Below are 18250 nucleotides of genomic sequence, written 5' to 3' on the forward strand. Positions count from 1 at the left end.
CCCGCATGACTGAGACAGAACAACTTCTGCAGAAACAAATTGACGATCTGGAAATCAAGCAGGCATTTCAGGAACAAACTATTGAAGAGCTGAACGACGCCTTGACCCAGCAACAAAGAACCCTTGACAAGATGAATACCCAGATTGCCTTTCTGGTGACCAAGCTGAAGGCCATGGAACCAGCAAATATTGCCAGCATGTCAGAAGAGACACCGCCACCGCATTATTAATTTCGGGATACCGGGAAGAGCCGGTCCTTGGTACGGGGAAGAGCAAAGCAGCTCCTCCCCAGGACCCAAGGCCTAGTTTCCGCTCTCTACCCGCAGTGCCTCATCCGCAAAAATCGCTACCAGCGCTTCGCCGTTTTCATTGGCTGTTGCACGGTACATCCCCGGGCAATTCAGTTCAAAATTAACCTGCCCAGTAGCGTCAATCGCAATCACCCCACCTTCTCCACCTAGGCGTAAAAAGTCGCCGTGAATCACATCACGACATGCCTGCTCAATTGATGCATTGCCAAATTGCATGCGTCCTGCAATGTCTCCCGCTACGGTACAGCGCATAAGAAGCTCGCCCATGCCGGTTGCCGAAACAGCGACATTACCGTTGCGGGCATAGTTACCACCACCAATAATCGGTGTGTCCCCCACCCTGCCCCAGCGCTTGTTGGTCAGACCGCCAGTGCTGGTTGCTGCCGCAAGGTTGCCGTCTTTGTCCATCGCCACCGCACCAACCGTACCGTATTTCTTTTCATCCGGGTAGCGCGCTTCCGACAACGCAACACCACCGATCTTTTTCATCATTTTCAGTTCGTTGTAGCGACGGTCTGTAAAAAAGTAATCCTGCTCGATGTAGTCATAGCCGCACTCTTTAAACGCAAACGTTTCTGCACCTTCTCCGGCCAACATGGCATGGGGGCTTTTTCGCATCACATCTCGGGCAAGCTGTACTGGATTTTTGATGTGACGGATCAAAGTGACCGCCCCGGCATCCAGGTTACTGCCATCCATCACCGATGCATCCATCTCCACAGTCTCTTCATAGGTGAGCACCGAACCTTTCCCGGCGTTAAACAGCTCACTGTCTTCCATCACCGTTACCGCGGCGACAGTGGCATCCACCGCCGTTCCACCCTGCTCCAACACTGTGTATCCTGCCAGCACCGATTGCGCTAGTGCTTTTCGGTACCCAGCTTCCAGTTCAGGTGTCATCAAGCTGCGTTCAATGGTGCCGGCACCACCATGGATAGCTATAGAAAATGGGGGGGTCATGACGATTCCTTTCGTTGATGGGTACTGGGTACTGGGTACTGGGTACTGGGTACTGGGTACTGGGTACTGGGTACTGGGTACTGGGTACTGGGTACTGGGTACTGGGTACTGGGTAAGACATGATTTTGGATGGTGTCGAAATATAGAGTCAAGCTCTGGCTCTTCCCAGGACCCTCATTTCCCAGAACCTAGGTCCTATCCAAAAAAAGCAAAAACGCCACCCAGTTTCCCGGATGGCGATATATCAATCAAAGGTCTAAAGCCTGCGGCTATTTACGATTAGTGCGAGCCGCAACCGCCGCCACCGCAGCACTCGTGGTCGTCGCCTTTGTCTTCGCCGCCACAACAGCCATGACCGTCACCACCACAGCAGCCGCCTTCGTGGTCATGGTCGTGACCGCCGCAGCAGCCGCCAGACTGGTGAATATGGCCATGGGCAATTTCTTCTTCTGTTGCCGCACGCACGTCAACCACCTCCACGTTGAACGTCAGAGTCTGGCCCGCCAGCATGTGGTTACCGTCAACCACCACTTCGTCACCATCCACTTCGGTCACTTCTACCGGGATCTGGCCCTGATCAGTCTCAGCCAGGAAGCGCATACCGACCACGATCTCGTCAACACCCTGGAACACGTCCGCAGGAACACGCTGAACCATGGCATCCAGGTATTCGCCATAAGCTTCTTCCGGCGCCACTGTCACTTCGAAAGTATCGCCAGCTTCACGGCCTTCCAATGCATTTTCCAGCCCTACGATCAGGTTGTTATGACCTTGCAGGTATTGCAATGGCATCTCTTTGGTTGACTCATCAACCACAATGCCGTCTTCATTTTTCACTTGGTAAGCAATGCTTACTACCACGTCTTTAGTGATTTTCATCTTAACTCCGGAAGCGGTTTGGGGTACCAGCCCTGCGTTTTTGCCAGCGGCACCTGCTCATTTCGGCGCCGATGATACAAAAACTTTGGGCAGGCGACTATTACTGCGGTTTAAATATCCCTATTACTTGCGCATCCTGCTGCTGAACTGTTGCCCCAGCCTCCTCTGATGAGACTGGCGATCGGCGGTCAGTATGACCACATTTTACACACTCCACCACTTCCACGTGGTGCTCTTTCCACCAGCGCAGGGTATCGCTTTCTTTACATGAAGGACACGTTGCGCCGGCAATAAACCGTTTCTTGGCCATATACTTCCTTGCCTTGATGTTATTGTTGTCTGAATCTGCTATTCACGGTTCCAACTCTGGTGCCGTTCTGTGTCCCCTTTCATTTCAAGGTCGAACAGCTCTTCAAGCTCCAGCCGGGCTTCTTTGGTTCGCGTTGCCGCGGTGACATCCTCACCGTGGTAGGGTTGCATCTCATGAAGGTGCGTTTCATCCAGCTTTCTGAAAAATGCTTCCGCGCGTTTGGCTTTATACGGGTGCATCCCGAGGGCGATCAATGTCTGTTTGCCCAAATCCAGCGCACTTAAAAAGGTTTCCCGGGAAAACCCTTCCACATTGTGACCCAACAACTGGTTTGCTTCTACCCGGCTGCGAGCGCGGGCGAGCACTTTAAGGTTAGGAAAGTGCTGCTGGCAAAGGTGCACAATTTCCATCACCTCTTCCGGCGAATCAGCACAAACGATAATCGCTTCTGCTGTTGAAGCGCCGGCTGCCCTTAGTAAATCAAGTTGGGTGGCATCACCGTAATACACCTTATAGCCAAACTGCCGCAACAGTGCGATTTGTGAGGGATCGCGCTCCAAGATAGTCAGTTTGATTTTATTGGCAAACAGCAAGCGCCCAACCACCTGACCAAAACGGCCAAACCCGGTAATAATCACACGTGCACCGTCATCATCAAAGGATTGGGCTTCCGGCATGGCGGATTCAGCATTGATGGTGCGGGCAAACCATTTAGATTGCAGCATCAGCAACACCGGCGTTGTCATCATCGACAGGCTCACTACCACCAGCAGGAAAGCATTCTGATCAGGATTTAATAGGTTTTCACTGCGTGCTGCGGTAAACAGCACAAAGGCAAACTCCCCCCCCTGACTAAGCAGTAAGGCGACCTGACTACGTGATTTTGCGCTCCCCCCAAAAAGACGGACCAGGCCATAAATGATCGCGGCTTTCACACCAACTAAGGCCACCACTGCGGATATAATTTCCACCGGATACTGCAACAGCAGACTCAGATCCACCGCCATGCCAACTGCAATGAAGAAAAGACCAAGCAACAGGCCTTTGAACGGTTCGATGGCGATTTCCAGCTCATGGCGATATTCACTTTCCGCCAGCAGTACGCCCGCCAGAAAGGTCCCCAACGCCATCGACAGCCCCAGAGATTGCATACCAAGGGCAATACCTATCACCAACAGTAGGGCGGTCACGGTAAACATTTCTTTGACCCGGCTAAGCACGACCCAGCGAAGGAGTGGCCGCAGCAGGTAATGACCACCGACCAGCAGCGCCAGTATCGCTCCCAGCATGATCACCACATCCAGCCAGGTACCGGCGGCACCACCCGCCATCGCCGGCAACACCGCCAGCATGGGGATCACGGCGATATCCTGAAACAGTAACACCGCAAAGCCAGACTGCCCCGCCTCGCTGCGCATCAGCCGCTGTTCTTCGATAATCCGCATCGCAATGGCGGTGGAGGACAACGCCAATCCCATACCTACTACCAGGGCATCGACTCGCCCGACATCCCAGAAATAGGCGATAAGGGCAATCACCAAGGTGCTAATGAATACTTGGGAGCCACCAAGGCCAAGGATCGGCCGGCGCATCTGGATAAGCTTTTTCGGGTTCAGTTCAAGACCAATCAAAAACAGCAGCAGTACAACACCGAGCTCAGCAAAATGCAGAATGGCTTCTACATCGGTGATAAGACCCAACCCCCAGGGACCTATCACCACACCGGCAATCAGATACCCCAGCACCGATCCCATTCCCAGATGCTGGGCCAGGGGCACGGCCACCACCGCCGCAGCAAGGAAGATAAGGGCATCCGTGAGATAGTTATACTCCATCACACCACCTCCGGCACCGGATTACAAAGCCAGTCCACATACAGCTCGGCATGTGCTTCCCTGTCTTCATCACTCACCCGACGCGCCCAATGGAGCACCAGAGGGGCAACCCAACGCATCTGGCATAGGAGTGCGGTCAGTTCAAACGGCTGGAGTAACTCGTCCATGCTGTATTTGTTATAACCCGTCTGACTGAAGGCTTCGGCCGCTCCACCGGTGGTGACAGCAAAGCGGCAGGTTTTGCCTGCCAGTGCGTTACCACCACCATGGGCAAACCCTTTGCCCAGCACCACATCAATCCACTCTTTAAGCAATGAGGGGCAGGAGTACATTTGCAACGGGTGTTGGAATACAATCACATCGTGTCCGAGCAACAGTTCTCGCTCATGGTGGACATCAATAATAAAGTCCGGATAGGCGGCATAGAGGTCATGTACCTTGACATGTTCAAGCTGACCGGCAGCTTCAATCATCCGCTTATTCGCCACTGATTCGTACGGATCCGGGTGAGCAAAGACCACCAATACTTTTGATTTGAACAAAGATGTTGTAAGGGTATCCATTTCGCAGCAAAAATCCTTTTAACTGTGACCGATTAGCCGGGGAAAAAGGCAATAACGTCGTCGTTTTATACTCTTTTATCATGACACAAAACTGACCCGTCTGTGGTGCTCGGTGCCTGCCCTCCACCATACGGTAAATCGCCTTTTTTTTCATCGTGGTCCCTCTTTGACTGCCATTTACTTAAGGAAACGTCTGGCCTGTGATATAAATGCGCCAGATTTTTTCGACACCCAATCCTGCGGCCGGAGCCGCCCAGAGTCATGATCACTATTTCTGATATTCAGCTACTTCGTGGCGGCAAACCGCTGCTTAACCAGGCATCTGCAACCATTCACCCCGGAGATAAAGTCGGTCTGGTCGGTAAAAATGGCTGCGGTAAATCCTCCCTGTTCGCGTTATTGAAAGGCGAATTGTCCTTAGATGCTGGCAGCTGTAATCTCCCCAGTGGCTGGCAAATGGCATGGGTAGCTCAGGAAACCCCGGCACTTGAGCGAGAAGCTATCGAGTATGTCATTGATGGCGACCGTGAATACCGCGCGCTGGAGCAGGCACTGCGCGCTGCCGAAGCCGCTGATGACGGCCATAAAGTGGCCACCCTGCATGACAAGATTGATGCCGTGGGGGGGTACAGCATTCGCGCCCGTGCGGCAGAGTTGCTCGACGGTCTGGGGTTCCGCCAGGAACAGATGCGCTGGAACCTGACCCAGTTCTCCGGTGGCTGGCGTATGCGCCTGAACCTCGCCCAGGCACTGATCTGCCGCTCAGACCTGCTACTGCTTGACGAGCCGACCAACCACCTGGATTTGGATGCCGTCATGTGGCTGGAAAAATGGCTGCAAAACTACCGTGGCACCCTGGTACTGATTTCCCATGACCGTGATTTCCTCGACCCTGTGGTCAACCGGATCATCCATATCGAAAACGAACAGCTGAACGAATACACCGGTAACTATTCGGCGTTCGAAACCATGCGTGCAGAAAAACTCATTCTGCAACAGGCAATGTACCAGAAGCAGCAAAAGCAGATGGCACATATGCAGTCCTACATCGACCGCTTCCGCTACAAAGCCAGCAAGGCTCGCCAGGCACAGAGCCGTATCAAAGCCCTCGAACGGATGGAAAAGGTGCTGCCCGCGCAGTTTGATAATCCTTTCAGCTTTGAATTCCGCGAACCGTCGGCGCTGCCAAACCCTATCCTGATGATGGAAGATGTCTGCGCGGGTTACGGTGATACCCTGATCCTGGAAAAAATCTTCCTGAATCTGGTGCCCGGCAGCCGCATTGGCCTGCTGGGACGCAACGGTGCAGGTAAATCAACACTTATCAAGCTACTTTCCGGAACCGTGCCGCCAAAAGCCGGCGAGCTCCGTTACTCCCAAGGGGTGAAAATCGGGTATTTCGCCCAGCACCAGCTGGAGACCCTGCGTGATGACGAAACCGCCCTGCAACACCTGATGCGGCTGGCACCGGAAGCCACTGAACAACAGCTTCGCGACTACCTCGGCAGTTTCGGTTTCCATGGCGACAAGGCACTGGACGTGATTGCACCTTTCTCCGGTGGCGAAAAAGCGCGGCTGGTGCTGGCACTGATCGTATGGCAAAAGCCCAACCTGCTGCTACTCGACGAACCGACCAACCATCTGGATCTCGACATGCGCGCCGCACTGACCATGGCATTGCAGTCTTTTGAAGGTGCAATGGTGATTGTCAGCCACGATCGTTACTTGCTGCGCGCCACCACCGATGATTTGTATCTGGTGCACGACCGTAAAGTGGAGCCGTTCAATGGTGACCTGAATGACTACTACCAGTGGCTGAGTGAACTGCAACGTTCAGAGCGCCGTCAGGAGCAGGCAGACAACCCCAAAACCACCGGGGCGAATACGCAGGCGGCCCGGAAAGAGCAAAAGCGTCTGGAAGCCGAGTTCCGCCGCCAGACCGCGCCAATTCGTAAGAAAATTGACACGCTGGATACACAGCTCGAAAAATTCTCTGTCAAAATTGCAGACATTGAATCTCAATTGGCAGAACCTTCTCTTTATGACGCATCCAACAAAGAGAAGCTCACGGAATTGCTGCGAGAGCAGGCAACAGCGAAATCATCGCTTGAAGAGGTTGAACTGGAATGGATGGATCTTCAGGAACAACTGGAGCAAATGGAAGCGGCGTTCCAAAGCCGCTGAAACAACAAGCCACGGTCGATGGGCTGTGGCAGTTTTGTCTGCATCACTACGGTCAGCAGGAAGTCAAACACGCCTGTCTGAAGCTGCAAGACCAGTGTAAAGGCAATGTAAACCTTGCCCTTTTGCTGGCCTGGCTGGAAGATGCCGGTTTCACCCTTTCGGCCCCTTCCCTGACAGCGCTGCGCCATTCGCTGGTGCAGTCAGAAACCCTGATAAGCCGCTACCGCCTGATGCGACGTGAACTCAAACCCCAGCTTTCACGGGGCGCCTACCAGAAAATGCTCAACTATGAGCTGACACTGGAAAAATTCCAGCAACAGGCGCTGATCACCTGCATCAACCAGCTTCCCTGGGAAGAACACACTTCCTCAGCGCTGGCGGCGTATTGTTCCCAACTGGAAGGCGACGGAGGTCATCTCTATCCAACACTGATGAAAGGGCTTCACACTTTCTCCTGATAAAGCCCCAATATGGCAGTCTTCGCGTTGCTATACCAAGAGTCTGCCTGCCCCACCTTTACCCATAAATGGCGGTGCATTGACATCTTACACCCAGATAAAAATCAGGCAGGATGCCGTCAATGTCCCCATCAGGCGGTTGAATACCATCCAGCTTCGCTCGCAACATCAGCCAAACATCATAGACCGCGCACAGATAACCCGTTTCAAATAAAACTAGGCAAATAGAACTGGCACTTTGGTAGAGCCGTATGAAAAACTGGCACGGTTGCTTGCCAACCCACCTATCACCGAATTTACCTTGTAAGAGAAAAAGATAGTGACTGAATCACTCCCCTTTGTTCCACTGAAAGGCGGTAAAAACCCGCACATCCAGACCCTGTTGCCCCGTTTTCTGCGCAGAAAAGCGGTGTTTGAGCCAGTGTGGGAGCGCCTTGCCACGCCGGATGGTGATTTTCTGGATATCAGTTGGACAGAGCCACCGTCACAGGCGAGCAACAAGCCGGTTGTGGTCTTATTTCACGGCCTTGCAGGCTGTTTTTACAGCCCGTATGCCAATGGACTGCTTAATGCTTTTAAACAGCAGGGATGGCTGGGCGTACTGATGCACTTTCGCGGTTGCAGCGGTGCGCTGAACAGGCTGCCACGCAGTTACCACTCGGGTGAAACCAGCGACGCCCGCTTTTTTCTCGAACACTTGCAAGCACGCTTTCCAGACAGTCCCAAAGCCGCAGTTGGCGTCTCTCTCGGTGGCAATATGCTGGTCAGGTATCTGGCGTCATACCGAAGTGACCCCATCATCCGGGCTGGATGTGCAATTAGCCCTCCCCTCAATCTGGCGGCCTGTTCGCAGCGTATTAACCAAGGGTTCTCTAAGATCTATCAGGCCTACCTGTTACGTTCAATGAACCGCACTCTCCATAACAAGTTGGCGCGCCACCCACAAATTGGCCATTGGAAAAGCGGTGACACTATCGATATATCGACCTTGTACCAGTTTGACCAAACTGTCACCGCTCCCCTCCATGGTTTTGGCGATGCAGAAGATTATTACCGACAATGCAGTGGCTTAGATGTGTTGCAAGATATTGCGACGCCATTAAAAGTGATCCATGCTAAAGACGATCCCTTTATGACCGAGGCGGTGATCCCTAATGCGCCGCTGCCGGAAAATATCGAGTATCACCTGACCGATTATGGCGGTCATGTTGGATTTATCTCAGGCACCTTGAAGCAACCGGATTTCTGGTTGGAAAGAGAAGTGCCACGCTGGCTACCCCTGCACATTGAGGCCGGATAACGGCTCTACAACACGAATAAAGCAGGGTAAGAGAGGTGAACCATGGCAACATTTCGCGCTGTTTGTTTATGTTTTCTGTTGTTCTCTCATATTGGACAGGCAGATGACAGTACGCCACCGAGCTTCGGACCGCTGATTGTCCAAAGTCAGGCGCCGCTGCAAATCACTGGGCTTACCCCCATCTTGCAAGATCCCTTGTCACTCAACGCTGGACAAAGCGACCTCTTTGCCAGCGCCACTGTTGGCAGCGTTTGGGCCAACACTCCGGAATACCAACTCGACTATTACCACAACCAATTTATGGCAGGCTTTCTCCATGCATTGGATGAGCAAAAACGGGTAGGTCTATGGCTGCAATACCGCTACGCCGCCAACAACCGGCTGGATGGCCTGACTGAAGCCTTCCACCGCTTCTTTGGTATCGACCAAAATGGGCGTACAGAGGTCGATGAAGATAGGTTCTACATCGATATTCCCGCAACGATGGACGCGCCGGCAAAGGATTTTGTCGGCGATGCTATCATCAGTGCCATCAATGTCTATGGCGAGCAAACACTTTATCAAACGATGCACCATGCCGTCAGTGCGGGGGTTACCCTGTTCTTCAACCGCGTAAACCACGGGGTATTTGCCAATACGTCTTTCGAGCAAGCGGCACAAATCAACTATGGTTATCACCATGAAAAACACCGCCTGACTGCAACAGTCGCATTGGTTCACCGTCCGGATAAGCCCCAACACGTTATGGCGGTGAAACCCTGGGGCGTACATGCTGGTATCAGCTACCAATACCGCTGGCTTGATAACCACGAGCTTATTGGCGAATACCTTATTTCTCAGGGCAAAGGTGATGATCCCAGGCTGGGTGAGTTTAACGCCCTGGTACATGAATTTGCGCTGGGCTACCGCTACCTTTTTGGCTCCAGTGCGCTAGAATTGGTCGCGCTTGAAAATATGTTTAACCACGACAACAGCACCGACATTGTCTTTAGTGCTACTTTCCGGCACCGTTTTTTGTAGTAGGTAATGCCCCCATGATTGTTCCCTGGCAAGAGATCCCAGAAGAGACCCTGAGAAATCTGATTGAACACTTCGTGCTGCGTGAAGGCACGGATTATGGCGAGCAGGAAGCCAGTTTTGCGGACAAGGTAGAACAGGTTTATTTCCTGCTCAAAAACAAAGAAGCTGTCGTCGTGTATTCCGAACTGCATGAAACGGTGGATATCAAACCTGTGCGATCACTTGCTTAGCCCCCCCAACTTGACCCAGACACCAAGACCCTGTTAACTGTTGCCATCTTTCTACATTGACAGGGTTTGTCATGTCTGCAAAACATCCCATTATTGCAGTCACCGGTTCATCCGGCGCAGGAACAACTACCACCTCTGATGCTTTTCGCAAAATTTTCAATATGATGAAAATCAGCGCAGCCTGGGTGGAAGGTGACAGTTTTCACCGTTATACCCGTCCCGAAATGGACGTAGAAATCCGAAAAGCGAAAGAGCAGGGCCGGCATATCAGTTACTTTGGCCCCACCGCCAACGACTTCCCAAGGCTCGAATCTTTTTTTAAGGAATATGGCGAGCAAGGTACCGGCCAGTTCCGCCGCTATCTCCATACCTTTGATGAAGCAGTGCCTTACAACCAGATGCCAGGCACCTTTACTGCCTGGCAGGATTTACCGGCCAATACTGATCTTATGTTCTATGAGGGGTTGCATGGCGGTGTGGTCGACGGTGAAAACAACGTCGCCCAACACGTCGATTTGCTGATTGGTATGGTACCAATTGTAAACCTGGAGTGGATCCAGAAGTTCGTCCGCGACACCCGCGATCGCGGCCACTCCCGTGAAGCCGTCATGGATTCTATTGTCCGCTCGATGGATGATTACCTGAACTACATCACCCCACAGTTCAGTCGTACCCACATTAACTTCCAGCGGGTGCCGACAGTAGACACGTCCAACCCGCTCAATGCCAAAGGGATCCCCAGTCTGGATGAAAGTTTCGTGGTGATCCGTTTCCGGGGCATCAAACATGTTGATTTTCCTTATTTGTTGGCGATGATCCAGGGATCTTTTATGTCACGCCACAATACCCTGGTGGTCCCCGGCGGCAAGATGAGCTTTGCCATGGAGCTCATTATCCGCCCACTTATCCAACAGCTGATTGAAACCGGCAAGATAAGCTAGACCTTTTGTCCCCCAGGTAAGCACCGCAACGGTATAAACAGAAACTTGTCTGATAGCCTCCCCCCCCCAAAAAGAAACCGGAGGAGAAGCTTCCCCCTCCTTCGGTTTCAGATTGGTAACAATGTTACACATTCAGACGGTCTCAATAACTTCATAACTGTGCGTCATTTCTACCCCCGCACCGAGCATCAAACAGACCGAGCAGTATTTTTCAAGGCTGTCTTTTACAGCCGTCGCCACCAGGTTTTCATCTAAATTTTTGCCCGACACCACGAAATGAATGTTAATACGGGTAAACAGGCGCGGTGCTTGCTCACGCCGCTCTGCGCTGAGCTCTGCCACGCAAGACGTGACCTGCTGTGCGCCTGCTTTCAGTGCAGCGACCACGTCAACGGAGCTGCAACCGCCAGCCCCCATCAATACCATTTCCATTGGACTTGGCGCATTTTCACCACCATTTCCATCCATCACAATACTGTGACCAGAATTTGATAGTCCGAGGAAGGTCTCATTTCCACACCATTTGACGTTCGCTTGCATTACTTGCCTCCAATTACTTTCAGTGTCGTGATCTTGTCCACGTTTTTAGCCTTTAATAGCGGCCTAAGTCCATATCAAAATCAAGAAATCGTGCTGGAAAAAGGATAAACTCAATGGCTCAAACAGAGAGCTTGTAGCCTGACTGCTGACACTTTATGCTATCCAACGGACTTGTGCCGCAAAACGGTGGGCTAAGGAAGACTCATCAGGCAACAACTGCAGAGGAAATGAGAGATATGGTTCCAGGAAAACCTCAAACAGACCCAACATTAGAGTGGTTCCTTTCACACTGCCACATTCATAAGTATCCGTCGAAAAGCACACTTATCCATGCTGGTGAGAAAGCCGAGACGCTGTACTACATTGTCAAAGGTTCTGTGGCGGTACTGATCAAGGATGAAGAAGGCAAAGAGATGATCCTCTCTTACCTCAATCAGGGCGACTTCATTGGTGAGTTAGGCCTATTTGAGGAAGATCAGGAGCGTACCGCTTGGGTTCGCGCGAAATCTCCATGTGAAGTTGCAGAAATCTCATTCAAGAAATTCCGCCAGCTGATCCAGGTGAATCCGGATATCCTGATGCGCCTGTCTTCTCAGATGGCTCGCCGTCTGCAAGTGACCAGCCAGAAAGTCGGTGACTTGGCGTTTCTGGATGTCACCGGTCGTATTGCACAGACACTGCTGAACCTGGCAAAACAACCCGACGCAATGACCCACCCAGACGGTATGCAAATCAAGATCACCCGTCAGGAAATCGGTCAAATCGTTGGCTGTTCACGTGAAACCGTCGGCCGTATCCTGAAGATGCTGGAAGAGCAGAACTTGATTTCCGCACACGGTAAAACCATCGTGGTATACGGCACCCGTTAGGCCTAGCCGCGCCACAGCGGATAAGAGAAGCCACCGTTTTTGCGGTGGCTTTTTTGCTGGTTAAGTGATCACAATCACGTCGGTTTCCCTGCCATTCGGGCAGTTGAGTGCTAAATTTCAATACAAATTATGCATGCATTTGCGCACAGTCGTTGTAGCAGGGAGCATCGACATGGACATGGAACTTCAGCACTTTTCAACTCCATCACCCAAGCCGCCCATCATTGCGCCACCCGGACACCTCAGTACAGAGTTGACCGGTTTCAGCGATCCGGGGCACTACCAGATCCAGCGTATGCTGGGAGAAGACCGTCGACGCTTTGATACCCCGGTTAACGGCGAGTGGCCTTCGCCACAGGCCTACTGAGCAAGCAAAACATCCCGTCAGTTGGTGCTTTCAAATATCTTGTCTGCCGAGGCCTCCACAAAGCCCTGGTAGAGCGAGCCATCATCCAGCGGATAGCGCTTGGCAAACTCATAAAACCCACCCGGCACACATTTTTCACCGTCACTGAAGCGCACCATTACTTTATCCGCCATGGTTGATGACTGTTCAAGGAAAACCTCTGGACTGCCTTTGACTTCACCACCCGATTCATTGATAGAAAAGCCAGATTGACGCAGCACATCATTGACCCCTTTCACCGAATCTAAGGTGCTCAACGGATTCACACTGACAGTAAAGTGATTGGCACCAAAGCCATGGGCTGACAGCCAACCGGCATACTCACTCTCACTTGCCAGCGTCTGGTAGGTATCAAAGTCGATATCCCACAACCTGCCGCCATAGAGAAAGGCGGGATCGTCCAGCGCCGTTTCATCAACCTGATCCACCAACGCACGCACCGCCATCTGTAACCTTGAAGAACACTGCCCGACTAAAAGCTCACTGATAAACACTTTGGGCGCATCAGGATTCGGGTGCTCAAAATGGCGCGCAAACAGCTTCTTCGCTTTGAACTCATATTCCCCTTTGGGTTCATAGCCGATGGCGATAAAAGGGGCCGCCAGACGATCAAGCCCCACTTTGGGCAGCGCAAAAGTGCGCAGCGCGATGTGATCATTGAGCAGCGGTGCACCTTCTTCCAACAGCGCATGTACCTTCGCTGCGGAGGGACACAAACGCGTGATGTAATCTTGCCAAAGTCCGTCGAATAAAGCCTGAACGCGTTCCATCATATCCTCCTGATACCATTAGAGAGTAAGCCCCGGGCTAAGCTGTGAGGGAAGCGATACGTCGCTCCCTTCCATCGATGCCATTGGGTAGGCACAATAATCAGCGGCATAATACGCACTGGGGCGAAGATTACCGGACGCACCCGGCCCACCGAATGGGGCATCGCCGCTTGCGCCAGTAAGTTGCCGGTTTCGGTTCACAATGCCGGCACGGATGTGATCAAGAAAATATGCCCACTCCGCATCATCTTTGGACACCAAGCCCGCTGACAGGCCATAACGGGTATCGTTGGCAAGCTCCACTGCCTGCTCAAAGGTGTCATAGCGCACCACTTGCAGCAATGGGCCGAAATATTCCTCATCCGGCAGTTCGACGATGTTGCTCACCTCAATGATACCGGGAGACACCACTGCATCATGCAGCAATTCCGCCTGCAGCAGCGGCTCACCACCCAAAGATTGCAGATTCGCCTGCGCTGCCAGAATGCCTTCAGCGGCGCGGACAGACACCTGCGCTCCCATAAACGGGGCGGGGTTGTCAAACTGGCCGCCGACACGGATATTTTTGGTCATTTCAACCAGCCGGTTTAACAGGGCGTCCCCCCGCTCCCCTTTTGGCAGATACAAACGGCGGGCACAGGTACAACGCTGCCCGGCGCTGATAAAAGCAGACTGAATAACCGTATAGGCCGTGGCATCCAGCTCGCCGAACTGTTCGGAGATCACCATCGGGTTGTTCCCCCCCATCTCCAGCGCCAGCATTTTTCCAGGCTGGCCAGCAAACTGGCGGTGTAGGATATGCCCGGTATTGGCACTGCCGGTAAATAACAGGCCATCAATATCTTTGGATTGCGCCAGCGCTTCACCGGTTTCCCGGCCTCCCTGAACCAGATTGATAACCCCTTGCGGCAGACCGGCTTCAATCCACAGCTTGATGGTTTCTTCTGCGGTTTTGGGTGTCAGGTCTGACGGCTTGAACACCACGGTATTTCCGGCAAGAAGTGCAGGCACAATGTGCCCATTTGGCAGGTGCCCCGGGAAATTATACGGCCCGAAAACGGCCATCACTCCCAGTGGGCGGTGACGTAATACCGCCTGGGTGCCGGCCACATCTTTGGCACGCTCCCCGGTGCGTTCGTGGTAGGCGCGCAATGAAATCGCAATTTTGCCCACCATAGCCGCCGCTTCGGTACGGGTTTCCCACAACGGCTTACCGGTTTCCTCTGCAATCACAATGGCGATATGTTCGCTGTTTTCTTTCACTTTTTCGGCGAAACGCTCAACCAGGGCCTGGCGCTCCGAGAATGGCGTATTCTTCCATTTGACAAACGCCTTCCGTGCAGCACTAACAGCGGTGTCAACCTGAGCAGGCGTTGCCGCCTTGCCCGACCAGATAGTTTCACTGTTAAACGGGTTAAGCGAATCAAATGCCTCACCTTCCCCAGTCACTGTTTTATTATCAATCCATTGAGTCATTGATTGCGTCTCCTAAACTGACACCAGCCGTACTGTCTCACCGTCTTCCACCCCCAGCGCTTCTGCCACATCCCTACCGATAAGGGCTTCGTTGCGCTCCTCATCAATGGCCACCTTGGTTGCGGTGGCACGGAAGTTTTCAAAATCGCTGTTACAAACCAGATAATCCTGTGCACTGCTGTGCTCGGCGATCTTCACTCTGGCGGTGAATGACCGTCGAATGGAATCTATATTCTGGCGAAGGCATTCCACCGTCGGGCCTGCATCGAAAATGTCGACATAGCCACGGCAGGTGAAACCTTCTTTTTCCAAAAGGCGGAGCGCCGGTCGGGTTTTCTCGTGCACCTGACCAATCACAGCCCGGGCCTCCTCGCTCAGCAAGCTGGTATAAATTGGCAATTTTGGCATCAAATCGGCAATAAAGCCTTTCTGGCCAGTGCCCGTCAGATAATCCGCCAAAGTGAAATCAATTGAGAAGAAATGCTCTTTCAGCCATGCCCAGAACGGGGAATTACCGTCTTCGTCTGAGACACCACGCATCTCGGCAAACACCACGTCTGAAAACTTTTCCGGGAATTGTGCCAGCATGAGAAAGCGACATTTAGACAATAATTTACCGTTCAGCCCGCCACGGAATTCCGGACGCAAGAACAAGGTGCAGATTTCTGTTGCACCGGTGTAATTGTTGCCAAAAGTCAGCACCTCCACCACATTGTGTACATTAAGACGGCGCGAATGGTGGACGATTTTGCTGATGTGATAGCTGTAGAACGGGTTATCCATCCCAATAGCGGCTTCAATGCCTGTGGTGCCGGCCACGTCACCCGTTTCGGTGTCTTCCGCCACCATCAGGTAGCCTTCCATTCCCGGCACCTGAGCGTTACGGGCAAAGCTTTCCAGTGAATGATCAATCCGCCCTTTGATAAGGGTTTCATCCACTGGCAACGAGGTAAAACCATGTCCCGACTCCTCGGCACACAGCATCAGGGCACCAAAATCCGTTTCCCTGATTGGGCGAATTACCAGCATCGTACTTCCTCCTGATGCAACGGAGAGCCTAAACCGCCAGGGGTTAAGCCGCCGTCAGCGTTGCCAGCGCGCGATCCAGCCGCGCCAAACCTTCGTCTACTTCTTCTTTGGTAATGACCAGTGATGGGGTCATGCGCACCACATTAGTGCCAGCAACCAGCAACAATAAGCCCTCGTCCCCGGCAGCTAACAACACATCCCGGGCACGCCCTTTCCAGTCGTCATTCAGCACTGCACCCATCAGCAGCCCCTTGCCACGGATTTCGCTGAACATCTTGTATTTGGCATTCAGCGCTTGCAGCCCTTCACGAAACCAGCCTTCTCGCGTTTTCACGCCTGCAAGCACCTCCGGTTTACTGACTTCGTTCACCACTGCCTCTGCCACAGCACATGCCAGGGGATTACCACCGTAGGTTGAACCGTGGGTGCCGACCTTCATGTGGGCCGCCAGTTTTTCCGTGGTCAGCATGGCACCGATAGGAAAACCACCACCCAGTGACTTCGCCGTGCTGAGGATATCTGGCGTCACGCCAGTTTGCTCATAGGCGTAAAACGTACCGGTGCGACCATTGCCCGTCTGGACTTCATCGAAAATCAACAGGGCATTGTGCTTATTACAAAGCTCACGCACCCCTTGCAAGAATGCAGGATCTGGCGAAACAATACCGCCTTCCCCCTGCAACGGCTCCATCATGATGGCGCAGGTTTGGTCAGACATAGCCGCAGCAAGCGCGTCGAGATCGTTATAAGGCAAGTGGGTGACCCCTCCCGGCTTGGGACCGAAACCGTCAGAATAGGCGGCCTGACCGCCAACTGTCACGGTGAAGAACGTTCGACCATGAAAGCCCTGCGTAAACGCAATAATTTCGCTTTTCTCCGGCCCGTGGACATCCACCGCCCAACGGCGCGCCAGTTTCAGTGCCGCTTCGTTAGCTTCTGCCCCAGAGTTGGCAAAAAAGACCCGCTCAGCAAAGCTCACTTCCGTCAGTTTTTTCGCCAGACGCAACGCTGGGGCATTGGTCATCACGTTACTCAGGTGCCACAGTTTGTCAGCCTGAGCCTTCAGCGCGTTGACCATCACAGGGTGGCAATGGCCGAGACAACTTACGGCGATACCGCCGGCAAAATCGATGTATTCACGACCGTCCTGATCCCAGATTCGCGACCCCTTGCCCCGATCAGGGATCATTGCCATCGGTGCATAACACGGCACCATTACCTCATCGAACAGTTTACGTTCTACTTTATGTTCGGCTGTCATCGCTCATATCCTTCTGTCGATTCTGCTATAAGCATAGTATTTACATTTCATTAACCACATCAATAGCAGAAAATTTCATTATCCCGGACTGTAAATAAAGGGAAATTCATCCAAGTATCATAGTTATGCGCGAAGAAGGCGAAATGATTAATAGAACAAGCGGTAAGAGTGTCTTTCCTGTTGGGAAACAAATAGAAAGTTGTCAGACAGAAATGAATAAGGTTTCACTGTTAATAGCAGGAAAGTGACGATACGAAAATGTAAAAACAGTGATAACGATCGGCTTTCACCGGCGGTAAAAGCCCGCATAAAAAGGCGTCAGTAACGGGAAAGAAAGTTTTGTAGCAACTGGTGCCCCTGCTCAGTCAGAATACTTTCCGGGTGAAATTGTACGCCTTCCAGTGCCAGAGTCTTGTGACGGATCCCCATGATCTCATCAAACTGCCCATCCCGCTCTGTCCACGCGGTGATCTCAAAGCAAGCCGGCAAGGAGTCGGCCTGCACGACCAGAGAGTGATAGCGGGTCACGGTCAGCGGATTCTTCAGCCCGTGGAATACTCCACCGTTATTGTGTTTGACCGGGCTGGTTTTGCCATGCATCACTTCTCTGGCGCGGACAACCTTGGCACCAAAGACCTGTGCCAGCGCCTGGTGCCCAAGGCAAACCCCCAGAATAGGCAGTTTCCCGGCAAAATGGGGAATGGCTTCAAGGGATATACCAGCATCATCCGGGGTACAGGGGCCGGGGGAAATCACCAGATGGCTCGGTGCCATGGCTTCGATATCAGCAATCGTGATGGTATCGTTGCGGTGCACGTCAACATTGACACCCAACTGACAAAAATATTGATACAGGTTGTAGGTAAACGAATCGTAGTTATCAATAATCAGCAGCACTGTTGTTCCCA

21 protein-coding genes are annotated in these 18250 nt (G+C 52.6%); 10 read left to right on the forward strand and 11 right to left on the reverse strand.

All coding sequences use genetic code 11. The annotated features are described in order from the left end of the window. Nucleotides 1-5 precede the first annotated feature (5 nt). Nucleotides 6-230, forward strand: coding sequence for a SlyX family protein (locus VHA_RS02000; RefSeq protein ID WP_005501309.1), 225 nt, complete (start codon nt 6-8; stop codon nt 228-230). Nucleotides 231-302: 72 nt separating this feature from the next. Here the strand turns inward: VHA_RS02000 and VHA_RS02005 are convergent, their stop codons facing one another. Beyond that, nucleotides 303-1271: an isoaspartyl peptidase/L-asparaginase family protein gene (locus VHA_RS02005; protein WP_005501310.1), complete on the reverse strand. Its 969-nt coding sequence runs from the start codon at nt 1269-1271 to the stop codon at nt 303-305. On the opposite strand from VHA_RS02005, the gene VHA_RS02010 reads away from it, so the two are divergent. Then, entirely contained in the window at nt 1270-1554 is a 285-nt protein-coding gene (locus VHA_RS02010) for a hypothetical protein (RefSeq protein WP_040528009.1), read from the forward strand. The genes VHA_RS02005 and VHA_RS02010 overlap by 2 nt on opposite strands. On the opposite strand, the gene slyD is transcribed toward VHA_RS02010, so the two are convergent. The 4 genes from slyD to kefG form a co-directional block, all read right to left on the reverse strand. Further along, nucleotides 1551-2150: a peptidylprolyl isomerase gene (gene slyD, locus VHA_RS02015; RefSeq protein WP_005501311.1), complete on the reverse strand. Its 600-nt coding sequence runs from the start codon at nt 2148-2150 to the stop codon at nt 1551-1553. The two genes, VHA_RS02010 and slyD, sit on opposite strands and share 4 nt — an antisense overlap. Before the next feature lie 100 nt (nt 2151-2250). Continuing rightward, nucleotides 2251-2460 carry a YheV family putative zinc ribbon protein gene (locus VHA_RS02020; RefSeq protein WP_005501312.1) on the reverse strand — a complete coding sequence of 70 codons (210 nt, stop codon included), beginning with the start codon at nt 2458-2460 and terminating at the stop codon, nt 2251-2253. A gap of 38 nt (nt 2461-2498) precedes the next feature. Beyond that, the gene (gene kefB / locus VHA_RS02025; RefSeq protein WP_005501313.1) at nt 2499-4295 is read right to left on the reverse strand and encodes a glutathione-regulated potassium-efflux system protein KefB; all 1797 of its coding nucleotides are present in this window, start codon (nt 4293-4295) and stop codon (nt 2499-2501) included. Next, on the reverse strand, nt 4295-4858 hold the full coding sequence (kefG, locus tag VHA_RS02030) for a glutathione-regulated potassium-efflux system ancillary protein KefG (RefSeq protein WP_005501314.1): 564 nt from the start codon (nt 4856-4858) through the stop codon (nt 4295-4297). The genes kefB and kefG overlap by 1 nt, the downstream gene beginning before the upstream one ends. Nucleotides 4859-5119: 261 nt before the next feature. Between kefG and VHA_RS02035 the strand changes: the two genes are divergently transcribed. From VHA_RS02035 to VHA_RS02060, 6 genes are all read left to right on the forward strand, one after another. Then, entirely contained in the window at nt 5120-7042 is a 1923-nt protein-coding gene (locus tag VHA_RS02035) for an ABC transporter ATP-binding protein (protein ID WP_005501316.1), read from the forward strand. Further along, complete coding sequence (locus VHA_RS02040) at nt 6985-7500, forward strand: TIGR02444 family protein (protein WP_040528011.1); 516 nt, start codon at nt 6985-6987, stop codon at nt 7498-7500. Before VHA_RS02035 ends, VHA_RS02040 begins: the two co-directional genes overlap by 58 nt. Before the next feature lie 319 nt (nt 7501-7819). Beyond that, nucleotides 7820-8800 (forward strand): hydrolase, encoded by a 981-nt coding sequence (locus VHA_RS02045; protein WP_005501318.1) that lies wholly within the window; start codon nt 7820-7822, stop codon nt 8798-8800. A gap of 42 nt (nt 8801-8842) precedes the next feature. After that, on the forward strand, nt 8843-9820 hold the full coding sequence (locus VHA_RS02050; protein ID WP_005501319.1) for a DUF3187 family protein: 978 nt from the start codon (nt 8843-8845) through the stop codon (nt 9818-9820). Between the two features lie 14 nt (nt 9821-9834). After that, complete coding sequence (locus VHA_RS02055; protein WP_005501320.1) at nt 9835-10050, forward strand: YheU family protein; 216 nt, start codon at nt 9835-9837, stop codon at nt 10048-10050. Nucleotides 10051-10121: 71 nt separating this feature from the next. Then, the gene (locus VHA_RS02060; protein ID WP_005501321.1) at nt 10122-10991 is read left to right on the forward strand and encodes a phosphoribulokinase; all 870 of its coding nucleotides are present in this window, start codon (nt 10122-10124) and stop codon (nt 10989-10991) included. 132 nt (nt 10992-11123) lie between these two features. Here the strand turns inward: VHA_RS02060 and VHA_RS02065 are convergent, their stop codons facing one another. After that, nucleotides 11124-11531, reverse strand: coding sequence for an OsmC family protein (locus tag VHA_RS02065; protein ID WP_005501332.1), 408 nt, complete (start codon nt 11529-11531; stop codon nt 11124-11126). A gap of 236 nt (nt 11532-11767) precedes the next feature. Between VHA_RS02065 and crp the strand changes: the two genes are divergently transcribed. Further along, on the forward strand, nt 11768-12400 hold the full coding sequence (gene crp, locus VHA_RS02070) for a cAMP-activated global transcriptional regulator CRP (protein WP_002535199.1): 633 nt from the start codon (nt 11768-11770) through the stop codon (nt 12398-12400). A 172-nt stretch (nt 12401-12572) separates the two neighbouring features. Then, nucleotides 12573-12767 (forward strand): hypothetical protein, encoded by a 195-nt coding sequence (locus tag VHA_RS02075; protein WP_005501335.1) that lies wholly within the window; start codon nt 12573-12575, stop codon nt 12765-12767. A gap of 17 nt (nt 12768-12784) precedes the next feature. Here the strand turns inward: VHA_RS02075 and VHA_RS02080 are convergent, their stop codons facing one another. The 5 genes from VHA_RS02080 to VHA_RS02100 all read right to left on the reverse strand — a co-directional run bounded on the left by VHA_RS02080 (nt 12785) and on the right by VHA_RS02100 (nt 18239). Next, nucleotides 12785-13576 carry a DUF1338 domain-containing protein gene (locus VHA_RS02080; RefSeq protein WP_005501336.1) on the reverse strand — a complete coding sequence of 264 codons (792 nt, stop codon included), beginning with the start codon at nt 13574-13576 and terminating at the stop codon, nt 12785-12787. Between the two features lie 18 nt (nt 13577-13594). Further along, nucleotides 13595-15052, reverse strand: coding sequence for a succinylglutamate-semialdehyde dehydrogenase (gene astD, locus VHA_RS02085; RefSeq protein WP_005501337.1), 1458 nt, complete (start codon nt 15050-15052; stop codon nt 13595-13597). Nucleotides 15053-15064: 12 nt separating this feature from the next. Then, nucleotides 15065-16081, reverse strand: coding sequence for an arginine N-succinyltransferase (gene astA, locus VHA_RS02090; protein WP_005501339.1), 1017 nt, complete (start codon nt 16079-16081; stop codon nt 15065-15067). Nucleotides 16082-16124: 43 nt separating this feature from the next. After that, on the reverse strand, nt 16125-17342 hold the full coding sequence (locus VHA_RS02095) for an aspartate aminotransferase family protein (RefSeq protein WP_005501341.1): 1218 nt from the start codon (nt 17340-17342) through the stop codon (nt 16125-16127). Between the two features lie 318 nt (nt 17343-17660). Beyond that, nucleotides 17661-18239: an aminodeoxychorismate/anthranilate synthase component II gene (locus VHA_RS02100; protein WP_040528072.1), complete on the reverse strand. Its 579-nt coding sequence runs from the start codon at nt 18237-18239 to the stop codon at nt 17661-17663. Nucleotides 18240-18250 lie beyond the last annotated feature (11 nt).

Source organism: Grimontia hollisae CIP 101886 (assembly GCF_000176515.1).
Lineage (GTDB): Bacteria > Pseudomonadota > Gammaproteobacteria > Enterobacterales > Vibrionaceae > Enterovibrio > Enterovibrio hollisae.

Coding starts and splice junctions, on each gene's coding strand:
- VHA_RS02000 (WP_005501309.1), top strand. CDS start 6: ATGACTGAGACAGAACAACTTCTGCAGAAACAAATTGACGATCTGGAA.
- VHA_RS02010 (WP_040528009.1), top strand. CDS start 1,270: ATGACGATTCCTTTCGTTGATGGGTACTGGGTACTGGGTACTGGGTAC.
- VHA_RS02005 (WP_005501310.1), bottom strand. CDS start 1,271: ATGACCCCCCCATTTTCTATAGCTATCCATGGTGGTGCCGGCACCATT.
- slyD (WP_005501311.1), bottom strand. CDS start 2,150: ATGAAAATCACTAAAGACGTGGTAGTAAGCATTGCTTACCAAGTGAAA.
- VHA_RS02020 (WP_005501312.1), bottom strand. CDS start 2,460: ATGGCCAAGAAACGGTTTATTGCCGGCGCAACGTGTCCTTCATGTAAA.
- kefB (WP_005501313.1), bottom strand. CDS start 4,295: ATGGAGTATAACTATCTCACGGATGCCCTTATCTTCCTTGCTGCGGCG.
- kefG (WP_005501314.1), bottom strand. CDS start 4,858: ATGGATACCCTTACAACATCTTTGTTCAAATCAAAAGTATTGGTGGTC.
- VHA_RS02035 (WP_005501316.1), top strand. CDS start 5,120: ATGATCACTATTTCTGATATTCAGCTACTTCGTGGCGGCAAACCGCTG.
- VHA_RS02040 (WP_040528011.1), top strand. CDS start 6,985: ATGGATGGATCTTCAGGAACAACTGGAGCAAATGGAAGCGGCGTTCCA.
- VHA_RS02050 (WP_005501319.1), top strand. CDS start 8,843: ATGGCAACATTTCGCGCTGTTTGTTTATGTTTTCTGTTGTTCTCTCAT.
- VHA_RS02055 (WP_005501320.1), top strand. CDS start 9,835: ATGATTGTTCCCTGGCAAGAGATCCCAGAAGAGACCCTGAGAAATCTG.
- VHA_RS02060 (WP_005501321.1), top strand. CDS start 10,122: ATGTCTGCAAAACATCCCATTATTGCAGTCACCGGTTCATCCGGCGCA.
- VHA_RS02065 (WP_005501332.1), bottom strand. CDS start 11,531: ATGCAAGCGAACGTCAAATGGTGTGGAAATGAGACCTTCCTCGGACTA.
- crp (WP_002535199.1), top strand. CDS start 11,768: ATGGTTCCAGGAAAACCTCAAACAGACCCAACATTAGAGTGGTTCCTT.
- VHA_RS02075 (WP_005501335.1), top strand. CDS start 12,573: ATGGACATGGAACTTCAGCACTTTTCAACTCCATCACCCAAGCCGCCC.
- VHA_RS02080 (WP_005501336.1), bottom strand. CDS start 13,576: ATGGAACGCGTTCAGGCTTTATTCGACGGACTTTGGCAAGATTACATC.
- astD (WP_005501337.1), bottom strand. CDS start 15,052: ATGACTCAATGGATTGATAATAAAACAGTGACTGGGGAAGGTGAGGCA.
- astA (WP_005501339.1), bottom strand. CDS start 16,081: ATGCTGGTAATTCGCCCAATCAGGGAAACGGATTTTGGTGCCCTGATG.
- VHA_RS02095 (WP_005501341.1), bottom strand. CDS start 17,342: ATGACAGCCGAACATAAAGTAGAACGTAAACTGTTCGATGAGGTAATG.